This window comes from Rugamonas rivuli (genome assembly GCF_009380165.1).
Taxonomy (GTDB): domain Bacteria; phylum Pseudomonadota; class Gammaproteobacteria; order Burkholderiales; family Burkholderiaceae_D; genus Rugamonas; species Rugamonas rivuli.
Map to the genome: position 1 here is coordinate 278354 of NZ_WHUF01000004.1, position 15819 is coordinate 294172.

10 protein-coding genes are annotated in these 15819 nt (G+C 64.6%); 3 read left to right on the forward strand and 7 right to left on the reverse strand.

Translation table 11 applies throughout. The features are described 5' to 3' along the window. Window positions 1-27: 27 nt before the first annotated feature. Window positions 28-2796 carry a TonB-dependent receptor gene (locus GEV01_RS16280; RefSeq protein ID WP_235914391.1) on the reverse strand — a complete coding sequence of 923 codons (2769 nt, stop codon included), beginning with the start codon at window positions 2794-2796 and terminating at the stop codon, window positions 28-30. A 620-nt stretch (window positions 2797-3416) separates the two neighbouring features. Between GEV01_RS16280 and GEV01_RS16285 the strand changes: the two genes are divergently transcribed. Both GEV01_RS16285 and GEV01_RS16290 read left to right on the forward strand, forming a co-directional pair. After that, window positions 3417-5273, forward strand: a complete 1857-nt coding sequence (locus tag GEV01_RS16285) for a glycoside hydrolase family 13 protein (RefSeq protein WP_152806302.1) — start codon at window positions 3417-3419, stop codon at window positions 5271-5273. Then, entirely contained in the window at window positions 5270-8623 is a 3354-nt protein-coding gene (locus tag GEV01_RS16290) for an alpha/beta hydrolase-fold protein (RefSeq protein WP_152806304.1), read from the forward strand. Before GEV01_RS16285 ends, GEV01_RS16290 begins: the two co-directional genes overlap by 4 nt. On the opposite strand, the gene GEV01_RS16295 is transcribed toward GEV01_RS16290, so the two are convergent. The 6 genes from GEV01_RS16295 to GEV01_RS16320 all read right to left on the reverse strand — a co-directional run bounded on the left by GEV01_RS16295 (window position 8607) and on the right by GEV01_RS16320 (window position 14743). Next, window positions 8607-10112, reverse strand: coding sequence for a putative bifunctional diguanylate cyclase/phosphodiesterase (locus GEV01_RS16295; RefSeq protein WP_152806306.1), 1506 nt, complete (start codon window positions 10110-10112; stop codon window positions 8607-8609). The genes GEV01_RS16290 and GEV01_RS16295 overlap by 17 nt on opposite strands. Window positions 10113-10226: 114 nt before the next feature. After that, window positions 10227-11864, reverse strand: coding sequence for a methyl-accepting chemotaxis protein (locus GEV01_RS16300; RefSeq protein ID WP_152806308.1), 1638 nt, complete (start codon window positions 11862-11864; stop codon window positions 10227-10229). A 215-nt stretch (window positions 11865-12079) separates the two neighbouring features. Next, entirely contained in the window at window positions 12080-12595 is a 516-nt protein-coding gene (locus tag GEV01_RS16305; RefSeq protein ID WP_152806310.1) for a GNAT family N-acetyltransferase, read from the reverse strand. Next, window positions 12592-13113: a GNAT family N-acetyltransferase gene (locus tag GEV01_RS16310; protein ID WP_152806312.1), complete on the reverse strand. Its 522-nt coding sequence runs from the start codon at window positions 13111-13113 to the stop codon at window positions 12592-12594. The genes GEV01_RS16305 and GEV01_RS16310 overlap by 4 nt, the downstream gene beginning before the upstream one ends. Before the next feature lie 81 nt (window positions 13114-13194). Continuing rightward, window positions 13195-14469: an amidohydrolase family protein gene (locus GEV01_RS16315; protein ID WP_328595553.1), complete on the reverse strand. Its 1275-nt coding sequence runs from the start codon at window positions 14467-14469 to the stop codon at window positions 13195-13197. A 25-nt stretch (window positions 14470-14494) separates the two neighbouring features. Next, window positions 14495-14743 carry a DUF2164 domain-containing protein gene (locus tag GEV01_RS16320; RefSeq protein ID WP_008451660.1) on the reverse strand — a complete coding sequence of 83 codons (249 nt, stop codon included), beginning with the start codon at window positions 14741-14743 and terminating at the stop codon, window positions 14495-14497. Between the two features lie 259 nt (window positions 14744-15002). Here GEV01_RS16320 and GEV01_RS16325 point away from each other — a divergent pair, with 259 nt between their 5' ends. After that, window positions 15003-15752: a phasin family protein gene (locus GEV01_RS16325; protein ID WP_152806316.1), complete on the forward strand. Its 750-nt coding sequence runs from the start codon at window positions 15003-15005 to the stop codon at window positions 15750-15752. The last annotated feature ends 67 nt before the right edge of the window (window positions 15753-15819 follow it).

Consider the following 15819-nt stretch of genomic DNA (forward strand, 5'->3'; position numbering starts at 1 on the left):
GTTGTTATCAGCTGAAACTACGAAAGCTTAGAACTTGTAGCTCAGACCAAACTGGTAGGTACGGCCAAACACGGTCTTGTACGAAATGGCGGTCGAATCGGTGCCATTGTACTCTTGGTAAGGCGTGTTGTTCCAGTTGTTGGCCTGGACGTAGATCGACAGACCTTTCAGGTACGACTGCGAGAATTCATACGACGCTTGCAGGTCGATGATGGTCTCGCCCTTGACGAAGGTCAGCTGGGCGTTGTCCTGGAAGTCGCTGATCTCGCCGAGGAAGTCGGAACGGCGGCGTGCAGCCCAGGCGAACTGGAAGCCATACTTCTCGTAGTACAGGCGCAGGTTGGTGACGCGCTTGGACAGGCCTGGCAGCGGGATCTTGACGCCGGCTACACCCTGGGTCGCGAAACCGACCACTGGCAGTTCGATGCCGCTCTCGGTGTTCGAGAAGTTACCCGACGCGCCGAAGCCGTCCAGGTAAGGCGTGACCAGCGAGAACGGAATGTTCACCGACAGCTCGTAGCCGTGGATGTTGCCGCCGTCGCCGTTGGTCGGGGTGGTCAGCAGGCCGACCGTCGAACCTTTGTATGGGCCGGTCAGTGGCAGCTGCGTGTTGGCCGTGACCTGGTCCTTGAAGTCGAACGCGCGAGGCGCACGCAGGATGTAGGTGTCCAGCTTTTTGTAGAACGCCGCTGCGCTGAAGTAGCCCTTGTTGCCGAAGTACTTCTCGTACGATACGTCCAGCGCCTTGGCGCGGAACGGTTCCAGCTTGGCGTTGCCGCCGCTGCCGACCAGGATAGGCACGGTGTTGTCTTTGCTGACGCCGAATGCCGAGCTGGCGCGCATGTCGTCCAGGTTGGCGCGAGCCAGTACCTTGGCGGCGCCGAAGCGCAGCTGCTGTTCGCTGCCCAGGTCGAACGACACGTTCGCGCTAGGCAGGATGTCGTTGTACGAGGTGCCGTCGGCGATGACAGCCGATGGGCAGGTGGCGGCGGTGATGCCGGTGCAAGTCAGCAGGTCGACCTTGTTGCCGGTGGTCGACTGGTTGGTGTGCACCAGTTGCGCGCCGAAGTTGCCGCGGTATTCGAAGCCGGCCAGCTTGCCGTCCAGTTCACCCATGGCGTAGGCGGTGGTGACTTTTTCCGACACCGACCAGTCCTTGGCCAGCACGCTGGCGTCCACCCACTTGACCATGTCGTAGATCGGGCCCAGGGTACCGACCGGGTCGAACGAGACGATAGGAATGCCGGTGGTGCCGGCGGTGGCGGTAGCGCTGCCAGGTACGGTCGCGGTGGCGTAGCCGTTGGCGCCCTTGACGACCAGGCGGCCTTCTTCGCCGTAGCGCTTCTTGTCGCGCTTGGTGTAGTTCACGCCGAACTGGGCGGCCGAAACCGGACCCCAGCTCAGTTCGCGACGCGCGGTCAGGCGGATCGCGTCGATTTTGTCGTCGACGTTAGGCAGGGCGACATAGCCGGCCTGTGGCGAGTTCACGCCGCCGCCCCAGCCGTCGGTATCGGTCAGGAAGGTCTGCGAGCGGTTCGAGTAATCGAAGCTCGAGGTCAGGTGCATGGCGGCCAGGTTCTTGCCGTCGAAGCCGGTCCACGACAGCGAACCCAGCTGGCTGGCAGGCGTATTGCCCGCAACACCGGCGGTGGTTTCGTAGCGCGATGCGTTCTTGGTGGCTTTCGAGTGCGACAGGTCGCTGCTCAGGGTCCAGTCATCCTTCTTGTATTGCGCGTTCCAGCCGATCGAGGTCAGCTTGTCGTCCGCCGATTCCTTGTGGTTGCGGACGTCGCCCTTGAAGTTGCTGAAGGTACCGGCAGTGGCCACGCCGTTCTGGATGGTGGCGTTGCTCAGGGTGCCGACTGGGTCGTAACCGCCCCACGAACCGCCGATCGAGCCTTCCAGGCCGGTTTTCTTCAGGGTCTGGGTGCCTGCCGAGTAGAACAGGTCGACCGAGGTTTTGAATTCCTTGCTAGGACGGTATTGCAGGGTGGCGGACACGCCGTCACGCTTGGAGGTCGAAGTCTCGGTGTCGGCCTTGAAGCCACTCGGCACGATGACGTTCTGGCCGTTGTAGCTGTAGGTCTCGGTGCCGCCGCCTTCAAACTTCTGCTGGCCGCCGCCGGTTTCCTTGTAGCTGGTGACGCCCAGCGCCACACCGATCGTGCGGTTGGCGAACTGGTCGACGTAGCTGAAGGTGTAGCGCTTGCCGTCGCCTTCCGGCGAGCCGGACCGCACGCCGCTGCGCTCGGTGCGCGCACCGGCTGCCAGCACGCGCTTGCCGAAGTCCAGCGGCTGCACGGTGCGCAGGTCGATGGTCGCGGCCAGGCCCTGGCCGATCACGGTGGCGTCAGGGGTTTTGTAGATCATTGCGCTGCCGATCAGTTCGGCAGGGAACAGATCGAATTCAGGGCTGCGGGCATTGCCGGTGGACGCTTGTTCGCGGCCGTTGACCAGGGTGCCGTTGAAGCTAGGCGCCAGGCCGCGCACGCTGATGTCGGCGGCCTTGCCCGAACCGCGGCTGCGTTGTGCGGTCACGCCTGGCAGGCGGGCGATGGATTCAGCCACGCTGGAGTCAGGCAGTTTGCCGATGTCTTCCGACGACACCGCTTCGACGATGGAGGTGGAATTCTTTTTGATCGAGATCGCTGCTTCGATACCGCGGCGGATACCGGCCACGACGACCGACGGCACGACCGGCGCGTTAGGATCGGCCTTGGCGGCCGTTACGTCGGCGGCTTGAGCCGGGGCTGCTTGCGCGGCTTCCTGCGCATAAACAGCCGAGCTTGCCATCATCGACAGGAATACAGCGCAACCCGCTGCGACCGGATTCAGTTGAAACGCAGCGCTATGACTACGCTTATTCGCAAAAATTTTCATTCAATGTCCCCTCACTCACGACACAAAACACAATTCCCGCCAACATCAGCCGCTCCGTATTCGCCGGGGCGTCTCAAACTACACGGGTTCCAAGGAAATTCGACGTTCTAAAAGACGTTCTAGGAAGAATTTTGTACTAAAACTAGATTCCATGTCAATTAAACTTCAGCCCGCCTACGCTTTCCAGGGCGCTCTACGCCTGCCTCCCTCTGTGAACATGCGGTTCTCGTTGTATTTCGGCTACAGAGTAGTGTCCATGGGCTTGTAGTAGAACTACAGATTTGACGATAGAACCACTTGTTTATGAAACCAAACGCCACGCCGCCGCGTCCATCCGGGGCGTCGGGCTGGCTATTTTTGGCCGAAAAAACAATATGGGCTGAAAAATTACAAAATTCCTGTATTTCGACTAAATTATGGTGGTTTGATACTGCGGAGGTTTGAGAGTATTCTCTAGCAAAATCAGGCGAAACGGCCGTCAGGCTGGAAAAACAAGGGTTTGTAGTACGACTACTTGCCCATCACAAGGAGACTGCATGAAGAACACCATCCTGGCGGCGCTGCTGGCGAGCCTGCTACCCGTGTGGGCGCACGCCGCCCCGGACTACCGCATCGACCACATGGAGCCCCCGCTGTGGTGGACCGGCATGCACAACAGCAAGCTGCAACTGATGGTGCACGGACCGCAGATCGCCGACCTGCAGCCGACGCTGGCCTACCCCGGCGTGCGCATCGCCTCGGTGGCGCGGGTGGCCAACCGTAATTACCTGTTCATCGACCTGGAGATCGCGCCCGACGCCGCGCCGGGCAAGCTGGACCTGGCCTTCGGGCGCGGCAGCCGCGCCCTGCACTACGGCTATCAGCTGCTGGCGCGCAGCCCGGGCTCGGCCCAGCGCGCCGGCTTCGGCAGCGGCGACGCGATCTATGAGGTGATGCCGGATCGTTTTGCCAACGCCAATCCGGCCAACGACAACGCGCCCGGCATGGCCGAGCGCGCCAACCGCGCGTACGGCTCCGGCCGCCACGGCGGCGACCTGCAGGGCATCGCCGACCATCTGGACTACATCGCCGCCATGGGCTTCACCACCGTGTGGCCGACGCCGCTGCTGGAATCGAACATGCCGGCCTACTCCTACCACGGCTACGCCAGCACCAACCACTACCGCATCGATCCGCGCTACGGCAGCAATGAGGAGTACCGCAGCTTCGTCGCGCAGGCGCGCGCCAAGGGCCTGGGCGTGATCCAGGACGTGGTGCTCAACCATATCGGCAGCAAGCACTGGTGGATGCAGGACATGCCGACGCCGGACTGGCTGACCTACCAGGGCAAGTTCGTGCCGACCGAGCATCACCGCGTGGCGGTGCAGGATCCGTACGCGTCGGCCGAGGACCAGCGCAACTTCACCGCCGGCTGGTTTGTCGAAGACATGCCGGACCTGAACCAGGCCAATCCCTACGTGGCCACCTACCTCATTCAAAACAACATCTGGTGGATCGAGTACGCGGGCTTGTCCGGCCTGCGGGTGGACACCTACGGCTATTCGGACACCAGCTTCCTCAGCCGCTGGTCCGGCAGCGTGATGGCCGAGTATCCGAAGCTGAACCTGGTGGGCGAGGAATGGAGCCCATTGATACCGGTGGTCGCGTTCTGGCAGGAGGGCAAGCAGAACTTCAACGGCTACGTCTCGCACATGCCGAGCATGATGGACTTCCCGCTGACCTACACCATGCGCCGCGCGCTGGCCGCGCCGGAAGGCGGCGAGCAAAGCCTGACGAATCTGTACGAGACGCTGTCGCAGGATTATCTGTATCCGAACGCGGGCAACCTGGTGCTATTCGAAGGCAACCACGATGTGCCGCGCATCTACAGCGAACTGAATGCGGATGACGGCTTGTTCCGCATGGCGATGGCTTTCGTGGCGACGGCGCCGCGCATCCCGCAGTTCTACGCCGGTACCGAAGTGCAGATGACCAGCACCACCAAGGGCCGCGACGATGCATCCTACCGCCATGACTTCCCCGGCGGCTGGTCCGGCGACGCCGTCAACGCCTTCACCGGCGCGGGCCTGAGCGCGCAGCAGGCGGCCGCGCAGGCGTATGTGAAGAAGCTGCTCAACTGGCGCAAGGGTGCGTCCGTGATCCATCACGGGAAGATGATGCACTACGGTCCTGAGCAAAACACCTACGTCTACTTCCGCTACGACGGCAAGCGCAAGGTCATGGTGGCCTTCAACAAGAACAGCACCGACACCGTGCTGAAAACCGCGCGCTTCCACGAGATGCTGGCCGGCGTGCGCGCCGGTGTCGACGTCGCCACCGGCAAGCGCGTGTCGCTCGATGGTGAAGTCACCCTGCCGGCACGCTCGGCGCTGATACTGGAGATCGAACAATGAGATTGCCCCGTCGCCGCCTCGGCGCCTTGCCGTTGGCGCTGTTCACGCTGCCCGCGCTGGCCGCCACTACGCTGAGCACCAGCTATCCAACCTGGGACGGCAAGCAGGAAACCGTGCGCTACTCCACACCGGACGCCGACGCGCCGCAGCGCAGCTACACGCAATCGTCCACCATGCGCGTGCGCGAAGGCGGCAAGCAGGAGATCAGTTACGCGGAAGCGCAGGGACAGCCGAGCGTCCGCAGCGGCAATCTGGGCTTCGACGCGCTGTTCACGCTGGCCGGGCTGGAGATGAAGCAGGACTCGGTCGGCGAGATCCGCGACGGCAGCTACAACGGCGGCAAGCCCATCTCCTGCAACTGCTTCGAGACGGGCGAGCTGTGGAACTATGTGTGGACGCGCGACCTGTCCTATGCCGCATCGCTGGGGCTGGGCATGCTGGACCCGCGCCGCGTGCGCAATTCGCTGGAGTTCAAGCTGTCCGGCTATCGCGACGGCGTGCGGCCCGGCGCGCACGCCGCGGGCAGCGCCGACGGTTTGCAGATCATCCAGGACACCGGCAGCGGCGGCAGCTGGCCGGTCAGCACGGACCGCGTGAGCTGGGCCTTCGGCGCGGACGAAGCCTTGAAAGCGCTGGCGCCCGATGAGCGCAAGGCCTTCGCGGCGACGGCGCTGCGGGCCTTGTCCAACACGCTGGAAAACGACAGGCTGGCCGCCTACGATGCGGCCGACGGCTTGTACAACGGCGAACAATCCTTCCTCGACTGGCGCGAGCAAAGCTACGCGCGCTGGATACCGGACGACCTGGCCAGCATGGCGTCGTCGAAGGCCTTGTCCACCAACGCGGGCCACTACAAGGCGCTGACGCTGGCCGCGCAGCTGGCGCGGGAACAAGGCAATGCGGCGCTGGCCGAGCGCTACGCGGCGTGGGCGGTGGACCTGAAGCGCGCCATCAACCAGCGTCTGTGGCAGGCCGACGCGGGCATGTACAGCAGCATGACGGCCGGGCATTTCGACGGCGCGGCGATGTACAAGTACGACTGGCTGGGGCAGTCTCTGGCGATCGTCACCGGCATCGCAGACCGCAAGCAGGCCGAGAGCATACTGGCGCACTATCCGCATGGTCCGATGGGGGCGCCTGTGATTTATCCGCAGCAGCCGGGCGTGGCGATCTATCACAACCGCGCCCTCTGGCCGTTCGTGACGGCTTACGGTTTGAAGGCTGCCGCCATGACAGGCAATGTCGCCGTCGCCGATGCGGCCTACGATACGCTGATGCGCGGCGCGGCGCTCAACCTGTCCAATATGGAAAACCTGGAGTGGCTGTCCGGCCAGCCGATGCTGAAGGACCAGCAGCCGCAGGGCGACTTGAGCGGGCCGGTGATGGATTCGCGCCGCCAGCTTTGGTCGGTCGGCGCTTATCTCGGCATGGTGGTCGGCGGCGTGTTCGGCGTGCAGACCACCGACGATGGAATCGCGCTGCATCCTTTCGTGACGGCCAAGCTGCGGCGCGTGGCGTTCGCGGGCAGCGATGCGGTCATGCTCAGCAACCTTGGCCTGCGCGGCAAGCGCTTGCAGGTGCGCCTGTCGCTGCCGCCCGCTTCGTCCGGCGACGGTTACTACGACGTCGCCTCGGTGACACTGAACGGCAAGCCCGCCGCCGCCACGCTGGCCTGGTCGGTGCTGGCCGACGACAATGTCATCGAGATCCGCCTCGGCAAGCTGGTGGCCGGGCAGCAGGCCATGCGCAGCGTCAGTGCGCAACCGCTGGCGGCCGATCCGTCGGTGTACGCGCCGCCGGAGGCGCGCATCGCCAGGCTGGAACGCGGCACGTATGGTTTTCCGACGCTGCATCTGGAAGGCGCGGCCAAGGGCGTGGTCTACAACATCTATCGCAACGGTCAGCTGGCGGCGCAGCGCGTGAGCGCGAAGACCTGGGCCGACCGCCGCGCACCGACGCTGGGCAAAGGCAGCAGCGATAATCTGTGCTACGCCGTCGAGGCGATGTACACCGGCTCCGGCAACCGCAGCCATCACAGCGCGCCGCAATGCATGGACGGCGGTGTGGAGATTGCCGTCGCCGACGCGCGCGTGCAATCGAGCGTGGCGGCGGCCGATGGCCGCATCGCTGGCTGGGGTGCGCCGGCCGATACGCTGGCGGTGCGGGACATCAAGGTCGAGCGCGACGGCAGCTATGCCTTGCAGCTCAAGTACCGCAACACCGCGCACCAGATCAACCTCGGCATCAGCGGTGGCGTGAAGTGGATGGTGCTCAAGGACGGCCAGGGCGGCATCGCTGCGCAGGGTGTGGTGCAGTTGCCGCATTCGCCGGCAAGCGCAGGGCCATCGTGGTCGACGCCGTTGAAGGCGGAGCTCAAGGCGGGCAGCTACCGCATGGAGCTCAGCGATTTCTACAACATGAGCTACCTGCAAAGTAACGCCAGCTATGGCGACGCTGGCGGCGTCAAGGGACCCTCGAACCGCTTCGATCTTCACGGCGCTCGCATCATGCCGCTGGCGCGCGGTTCAGCGGCGGGCCGTGGCGCGGCGGCGGACGGCGGCGGTAGCGCGGCGCTCATCCCTGCCCTGCCGCCGGCCGGCACGGTGCGCATCGTCGAGCAGATCGCTTCGCCGCAGCTGGGCAACAGCCGCAGCCTGCGCATCTATCTGCCGCCCGGCTATGACGCCCAGCCGCAGCAGCGCTACCCGGTGCTCTACATGCACGACGGCCAGAACCTGTTCGACGCCCGCACCGCCGCATACGGCGCGGCCTGGGAAATCGGCACGACCATGGACCGCCTGATCGCCGACCACACCATCGCACCAACCATCGTGGTCGGCATCGACAACACCGGCGACCGCATGGCCGAGTACACGCCCTGCTGCGACCCGCAGTACGGCGGCGGCAAGCTCGATGCCTACATGGCCTTCATCGTCGACACCGTCAAGCCGTGGGCCGACGCCAACCTGCGCACGCTGCCGGACCGCGAGCACACCGCCATCATGGGTTCCTCGCTGGGCGGCATCGCCTCGGTCTACATCGCGCAGCGCCACCCGGAAGTGTTTTCCCGCGCCGCCGGCGTGTCGAGTTCGTTCTGGTGGAATCGCGGCGAGTTCATCGCCAAGGTGCCGGCGCGCCAGCCGGTCAAGTTCTACCTCGACGCCGGCACCGACCACGATGGCATCGAGCAGACGCTGCAGATGCGCGACGCCATGCTGGCCAAAGGCTACCGCTTGAATGAAGACCTGGTCTTCTACTCGGCCGACGGCGCCATCCACAACGAACGCTCGTGGGCGGCGCGGGTGCAGCGGCCGCTGGCGTGGTTCTTCCCCACTAGCTCTCCGCCCTGACCGGCGCCGGCTGCGGCCGCCGACCCAGCAGCAGCGCCTCCAGCTCGTCCGGCGAGACGGCGGCGCTCAGGCAGAAGCCGAACGCTTCGTCGCAGCCCATCGCCGCCAGCTGGGTCAGCTGGTCGCCGGTCTCGACGCCGCCGGCGATCACCTGCATGTTCAGCGTGTGCGCCATGGCGATGATGGCGCGCACCATCGCCCCCTCGTCCGCCGTCCGGCCGTCGCCGTGGCGGTCGGTCGGCTGCTGGGCGGCCCGGCGCAGGTCGTCGATGAAGGATTTGTTGATCTTCACCAGGTCCACCGGGAAGCGCCGCAGGTAGTTCAGCGACGCATAACCGGTGCCGAAATCGCTGATCGAGATGCGCATGCCCAGCTGCTTGAACTGGCGCAGCACGGCCTCGCAGTTCTGGTTTTTGTCGATCAACATGCCCTCGCTGATTTCCAGTTCGATGTAGCGCCCCGGCAGGCCGGCCTCGTGCAGGATGGCGGCAAAGGTGCGGGCGATATCCTTCTGGTAGAACTGGCGCGGCGACAGGTGCACCGACACCGTCAGCGGATGGCCCAGCTCCATCCAGCGCCGCGCCTGCGTGGCGGCGGTCGCCATCGCCCACTCGCCCACCGGCAGGATCAGCGCGCTCTCCTCCAGGATAGGCAGGAAATCCGGCGGCATCACCAGCCCCAGCTCCGGATGGTGCCAGCGCAGCAGCGCCCGGACGCCGGTGATCTTCTGTTCGTTCAGGTTCAGCTTGGGCTGGTAGCTCAGCACGAACTCGCCGTGCTCCAGCGCGTGGCGCAGCGCCGTCTCCAGCACCACCCGCGAATACGCCTTGGCCTGCATGCTGGGCGCGAAGCGCAGCCCGGCGCCGCGGCCGCGCTGCTTGGCCGCGTACATCGCCAAGTCGGCCTTCTCCAGCAACGCTTCGAGGTCGGCGTCGTCGTCGGGATAGACGGCGATGCCGATGCTGGCGGCCACCGCCAGCGTATCGCCATGGACCAGGAAAGGCTCGGCGATGGCGGCGCCGATCTTGTCGGCCACCTGCTGCGCATCCTGGGCGGCGCGCAACTCGGTGAGCAGCACGATGAACTCGTCGCCGCCCTGGCGGGCCACGGTGTCGACCTCGCGCACGCAGCGCCGCAGGCGCTGGGCGAACTGCACCAGCACCTGGTCGCCGGCGTCGTGGCCGAGGTTGTCGTTGATGGCCTTGAAGTGGTCGATGTCGACAAACAGCACCGCCAGCAGGCTGCCGTGGCGGCGCGCGTAGGCGATGCCGTGCTCCAGTTGCAGCTGGCATTGCAGGCGGTTGGGCAGGCCGGTCAGGCTGTCGTGGTGGGCGATGTAGTCCAGCCGTATTTCCGCTTCTCGGTGGGATTCCAGCGTGGACTGCAACTGCGCGCAGCGGGCACGCAAGGCGCGCACCCGCACCTCGCCGTACCACAGCGCCAGCAGACTGAGTGCGATGCCGGCCAGCACCGGCAATAGGCTGTTCATGCTGTCCCTCTCCATCCGGTGCACCGGGGAAGAGGGAATCATAGTAGATGGCCCGGCAGATCCAAGCCCGTTCACGCCGCCGCTTGAGCGGCATCAAAACCGCGCTGCGGCCCGTCAGGCGTGTCGCGCCATCGGCAACAGGCGCCGCTGCGCCGGCGCCGCCACATGGGCCGGCTGGCGATGCTCCTGCAATTTGAACACGCTGACCGCCTCCGCCAGGCTGGCGGCCTGTTGTTCCATCGCGTCGGCGGCGGCGGCGGCCTCCTCGACCAGCGCGGCATTCTGCTGGGTCACGCTGTCCATCTGGCTGATGGCGATGCTGATCTGCTCGATGCCGTCGCGCTGTTCGCCGCTGGCGATCGAAATTTCGCCGATGATGGCGGTGACGCGCTGCACGCTGGCCACCACCTCGCCCATGGTCTCGCCCGCCTGGCCGACCAGCTTGCTGCCAGCCTCCACCCGGCCGACCGAATCGCCGATCAGTTCCTTGATTTCCTTGGCCGCCGCCGCCGAGCGTTGCGCCAGGTTGCGCACCTCGCTGGCGACCACCGCGAAGCCGCGTCCCTGCTCGCCGGCCCGGGCCGCTTCCACCGCCGCGTTCAGCGCCAGGATGTTGGTCTGGAAAGCGATGCCGTCGATCACACCGATGATGTCCACAATCTTGCGCGACGATTCATTGATCGAGCCCATCGTGCGCACCATCTGCTCGACCGCGTCGCCGCCCTTGGCCGCCACGGCGGAGGCGGTGTCGGCCAGCTTGCAGGCCTCGGCCGCGTTGGCGTTGTTCTGCTGCACGGTGGTGGTCAGTTCGACCATCGCGGCGGCCGTCTCTTCCAGCGAGCTGGCCTGCTCCTCGGTGCGGCTGGACAGGTCGAGATTGCCGGCGGCGATATCCTTGGCCGCGCCGTGGATGGCGTCGGTGCCGATGCGGACCTTGCCGACGATATTGCTCAGGTTGCCCTGCATGCGCTTGAGCGCGCCCAGCAGCGCGCCGATCTCATCGGCGCTGCTGACACGCACCTCGCTGCTCAGGTCGCCGGCGGCCACCGTCTCGGCCATCTCGACCGCCTCGTTCAGCGGCACGGTGATGCTCTTGATCAGCCACAGCATGGTGGCGACGCCGACCACCAGCGTCACCAGCAGCGTGACGCCCATGGCCATCATCGCGCGTCCGTGCGCCACCTTGTTCTCCTCCTCCATCTCGACCATCAGGCGATGCGATTCCTTGCCGATGAAGGCAACGATCTCGTCGATTTTCTTGGTGGGTTCGCGGTCCATGCCCTTGACCAGCGCATCGACCACGTGGGCGCTTTCCTGGTTGGCGCTATCGTATTTCTGCAGCGCCGCCATGTAGCGCGTCACCAGCTCGCCCTGGGTGGCGATGGCCTCGTCGACCAGCGGCGTCTTGAGGTCCAGCCTGGCCAGCAGCGCCTTCAGCTTTTGCAGCTCGGCGCGCGTGGTCTCGCCGCCTTTGACGAAGGCCTTGCTGTATTTATCGAAATTGGCGGGGTCGTTGCCGCGCAGCAGAGTGTTCTTCCACTCCTGCACCTGGATCTTGAATTCGACCTGGGCGCCGCGCGCCACGTCGACGGCCTCCGTCATGGCCTGCATGCGCTGCATGGCGTCGGCGCTGCGTGCGTTGCTGCCGTCCAGCGCGCGCCAGCCGCCGGTGGCGACGATGGCCAGCGCCACAAAGAAGAAAGCGCCCAACAAGCCCAGCCGCACGCCTATCTTGAGATTGGCGAGTTTCATAGGTTTCCCTTTCGGTAAAAATTCAATACGTACAAGATGACCGCAGCGGCGTCTTCACCGCCATCACGTGGCTTATATTTTTGAATTGCTTCCGTTTTCTAGGGAACAAGCAACTTCTAGTTCTTTGGGTCCATCATGCGCTAAGGCACAAAAAAATCCAAGCGCAGTCCGGTGAAATTCTATCGAATTCCCACCATTGCAACAGGTCGATGGGATTAGTTCGGAAAATCGATGCGGTAAATATTGGTAGGACGATCATGCGGCGGCAGATTGCGCAGTTCGACAAACGCCAGTCCGAGTTTTTCCAGCAGGCGGATCGAATTGATGTTGCCCGGATCGGTCAGCCCCAGCAGGCAGCGCATGCGCAGCGTATCGCGCGCATAGGCCACCACGGCGGCGGCGGCCTCGTAGGTGTAGCCCATGCCGAACCAGGCCGGCCGGATCGCGTAGCCGATGTCGACGTGGTCCAGTCCGTCACGCTTGATCAGGCCGCACAAGCCCAGCGCCACGCCGTCGCTCTTGCGTTCCATGACGTACAGCGAATGCCCCAGCCGCTCCTGCATCGCACACGGGCCTTCGAGGATGGCGTCGCGCGCGCCCTCGATGCTGCGGATGCCTTTGTCGCCAATAAACTCCAGCCAGGTGGGGTCGTTGACCAGGTCGTAATAAAAGACGGCATCGTCAGGGGTGATGGTGCGCAGCGTCAGGCGTTCGGTGTCGAGTATTTTCATGCGTCGGGCCAATGCGAAGGATCGTCCAGCAACTGGTACATGACGTAGACGTCGACGTAGCCGAGGTGGGCGTGATAGTAGGCGCGCGGCAGCGTGCCGACAATGGAGAAGCCGAGCTTCTTCCACAGCAGCACGGCCGGCACGTTGGAGCTGACCACGTAGTTGAACTGCATCGCCAGATAGCCTTGCGAACGGGCGCGGTCGAGGCAATCGCCGCCCAGCAGCTTGCCCACGCCTATGCCCTGCGCGGCCGGGCTGACCATGAAGGAGGCGTTGGCCACGTGGGCACCGCGGTCGCGCTGGTTGGCGATCAGCCGGTACATGCCGACCAGCCGCTCGCTGTTAAGGATGGCCACATACGATTGCACGCCGGGGCCGAACCAATAGGCATGGCAATCTTCGCGGCTGGTGTCGGCGGCGAAGTAATAAGTGTCGCCGCTGGCGATCAGCTGCTGGAAGATTTCCCACATGGCGCCGAAGTCGGCTTCCGTAGCGGGGCGGATGGCGATTTCTTTCAAGGCAGCTCCAGGCGGATTAAACAATGTTCAATTGTCATGGATTTCCGATGGCAAGTCCAGCTTGCGCTGCCGCCACCGGGCTCAGCGGCCCAGCCGGAAATCCACCGCCGGCGGCCGGCCAGGCAAACTCAGCCGGGCTTGCGCGCGCGGCGACTCGGCGATCACCCGGCCGCGCCGCATCACCATGCGCCGCGCCGCGCGCAGGCGGATCGCCTCCACCGGATCGGCCGCGTCCAGCAGCACCAGGTCGGCATGGCAGCCGACCGCCACGCCGTAGTCTTGCAGGCCCAGGATGCGGGCCGGCGCCGCCGTCACCGCCTGGTAGCAGGCACGCATCGCATCCTGCCCGGTCATCTGCGCCACGTGCAGGCCCATATGCGCCACCTCCAGCATGTCGCCCGAGCCCAGGCTGTACCACGGGTCCATCACGCAATCGTGGCCGAAGGCGACCTCGACGCCGGCCGCCATCAGTTCCGGCACCCGCGTCATGCCGCGCCGTTTCGGATAGCTGTCGTGGCGGCCTTGCAGGGTGATGTTGATCAGCGGATTGGCGATCGCCGCCACGCCCGCCTCGCGTATCAGCGGCAGCAGCTTGCTGACGTAGTAGTTGTCCATCGAATGCATCGAGGTCAGGTGCGAGCCTGCCACCCTTCCGTGCAGGCCGAGGCGGTGGCTGTGGTAGGCCAGCGTTTCGATGTGGCGCGACAGCGGATCGTCCGACTCGTCGCAATGCATGTCCACCATCAGGCCCTGTTCGGCGGCGAACTCGCACAGGATGCGCACCGATTCGGCGCCGTCGGCCATGGTGCGTTCGAAGTGCGGGATGCCGCCGACCACGTCCACGCCCATGGCAATCGCTCGCTTGAGGTTGGCCAGCGCGGTCGGGCTGCGCAGCAGGCCGTCCTGCGGAAAGGCCACCAGTTGCAGATCCAGGTAAGGCGCGACCAGGCGTTTGACCTCCAGCAGCGCCTCGACCGCCAGCAGACGGTCGTCGCAGATATCGACATGGGAACGGATCGCCTGCAAGCCGCGCGCGGCGGCCCAGTCGCAGTACTGCATGGCGCGCTCGACCAGCGCCTGCTGGGTCAGGTCGGGCTTCAGCTCGCCCCACAGCGCGATGCCTTCGAGCAGCGTGCCGGAGGCGTTGACGCGCGGCAGGCCGTAGCTCAGCGTGGCGTCCATGTGGAAATGGGCGTCGACAAACGGCGCGCTGAGCAGGTCGCCGCCGGCGTCGATTTCCTGCGCGCCCTTGAGCGGCAGCGCCCGGCCGATGGCGCTGATGCGGCCTTGGTCGATGGCGACATCGACGCCCCGTTGTCCGTCGGCCAGGCTGGCGTTCCGTATTACCGTCTCGATCACCGCATCCATCCGCGCTCCCGGCTTATTTCTTCCAGTATGAAAACTCCGACTCGTAGCAGACCGTTTCGATCTCCGCGATCTTGTCCTGCATCGCCGCCTGGGCGTCGAGGATGGCCTGATTGTAGACAGACGGGCCGATTTCGCGCAAACAAAAATCGAGCAGCAGCTTCGCCTTGAGTTCGCCGACCTCCTCGTCCATGTTCGCGGCGCAGTAGCGCTGGATCGATCCCAGCAGGCGTTGTTCGACTTCCTTGTTCAGTTTGATGGCCATGTATTCCCTTTTTCAATTGATTGCGCATCTTGTTGCGGCGCACTAATTCAGACTTTTCTGCCGCCGCGTATTGCGTTGCATCAAGAACGACGCAGATAATGTCCATGCGGCATTTTTCCTTGTTGCGGGCTTTGCGACATGGCAGAAAAAATAACTTTCCAAGCCCAACTTTCGCCGCTAGAATGGGCTTATTGCAATGCATCATAATGCGCGCAGCGTGCACAGCTTTGCCGACATTCTAATCGCCCCAGGAGAAACCATGTCTTCGATCACCGAACAGTTTTCCGCAGCTACGAAGTCCCAGTTGGAAGCCCAATTCAAGATCTTCAACACGTTTGCCAGCACCGCCGTCGACAGTGCGGAAAAGGTCATCGCGCTGAACATCAGCACCACCAAGGCTTCGGTGGAAAAATCGTCGGCCGCCGCGAAAAAGCTGCTCGAAGCGAAAGATCCGCGCGAATTCTTCAGCCTGAGCACGGCCGAGCCGGCCAGCTTCGACAACCTGCTGGCCTATGGCCGCCAGCTGTACAGCATCGCTTCCGACGTCCAGAGCGAGCTGATCCAGTCGGCCCAGCACACCATCAAGCAAGTGTCCGACCTGGCCACCGCGCCGGTGACGGCGGTGAAAACTGCCGTCAAGGCCTTGCCGCCAGCAGCGCCAGTTGCTGCGGCGCCGGTCGCCAAGCCTCCTGTTGCTGCCGCCGCGCCGGTGGTGGTTGAGCCGCCGGTCGTGATTGCCGCAGCCCAAGCGCCTGCCAACGAAGCGGTGGCAGAAGAAGCCAAGGCCGCCAAGGTCGTCGCCAAGCCAAAAGCCGCGCCTGTGGACGAAGCACCGGCACCGGTGGAAGTCAAAGCCGCCGCAGCCAAGCCTGCCTTCCCTGCGCCGCCAGCGAAGCCGGTCGCCGCCGTCGCCGACAGCAAGCCCGAACTGAAATCCGTGCCGTCGGCCAAGGCCAAGCCCACCGGCAAACAGCTCGACATGCTGAGCAGCAACAAAGCCAAGAAATAAGACTGCGGCGTTTTATTTCCATGTAGGAATTGGAAGGGCACGGACTACGGACTTCCTCGGCATGTTG

Coding starts and splice junctions, on each gene's coding strand:
- GEV01_RS16295 (WP_152806306.1), bottom strand. CDS start 10,112: ATGAACAGCCTATTGCCGGTGCTGGCCGGCATCGCACTCAGTCTGCTG.
- GEV01_RS16280 (WP_235914391.1), bottom strand. CDS start 2,796: ATGATGGCAAGCTCGGCTGTTTATGCGCAGGAAGCCGCGCAAGCAGCC.
- GEV01_RS16290 (WP_152806304.1), top strand. CDS start 5,270: ATGAGATTGCCCCGTCGCCGCCTCGGCGCCTTGCCGTTGGCGCTGTTC.
- GEV01_RS16325 (WP_152806316.1), top strand. CDS start 15,003: ATGTCTTCGATCACCGAACAGTTTTCCGCAGCTACGAAGTCCCAGTTG.
- GEV01_RS16320 (WP_008451660.1), bottom strand. CDS start 14,743: ATGGCCATCAAACTGAACAAGGAAGTCGAACAACGCCTGCTGGGATCG.
- GEV01_RS16285 (WP_152806302.1), top strand. CDS start 3,417: ATGAAGAACACCATCCTGGCGGCGCTGCTGGCGAGCCTGCTACCCGTG.
- GEV01_RS16300 (WP_152806308.1), bottom strand. CDS start 11,864: ATGAAACTCGCCAATCTCAAGATAGGCGTGCGGCTGGGCTTGTTGGGC.
- GEV01_RS16305 (WP_152806310.1), bottom strand. CDS start 12,595: ATGAAAATACTCGACACCGAACGCCTGACGCTGCGCACCATCACCCCT.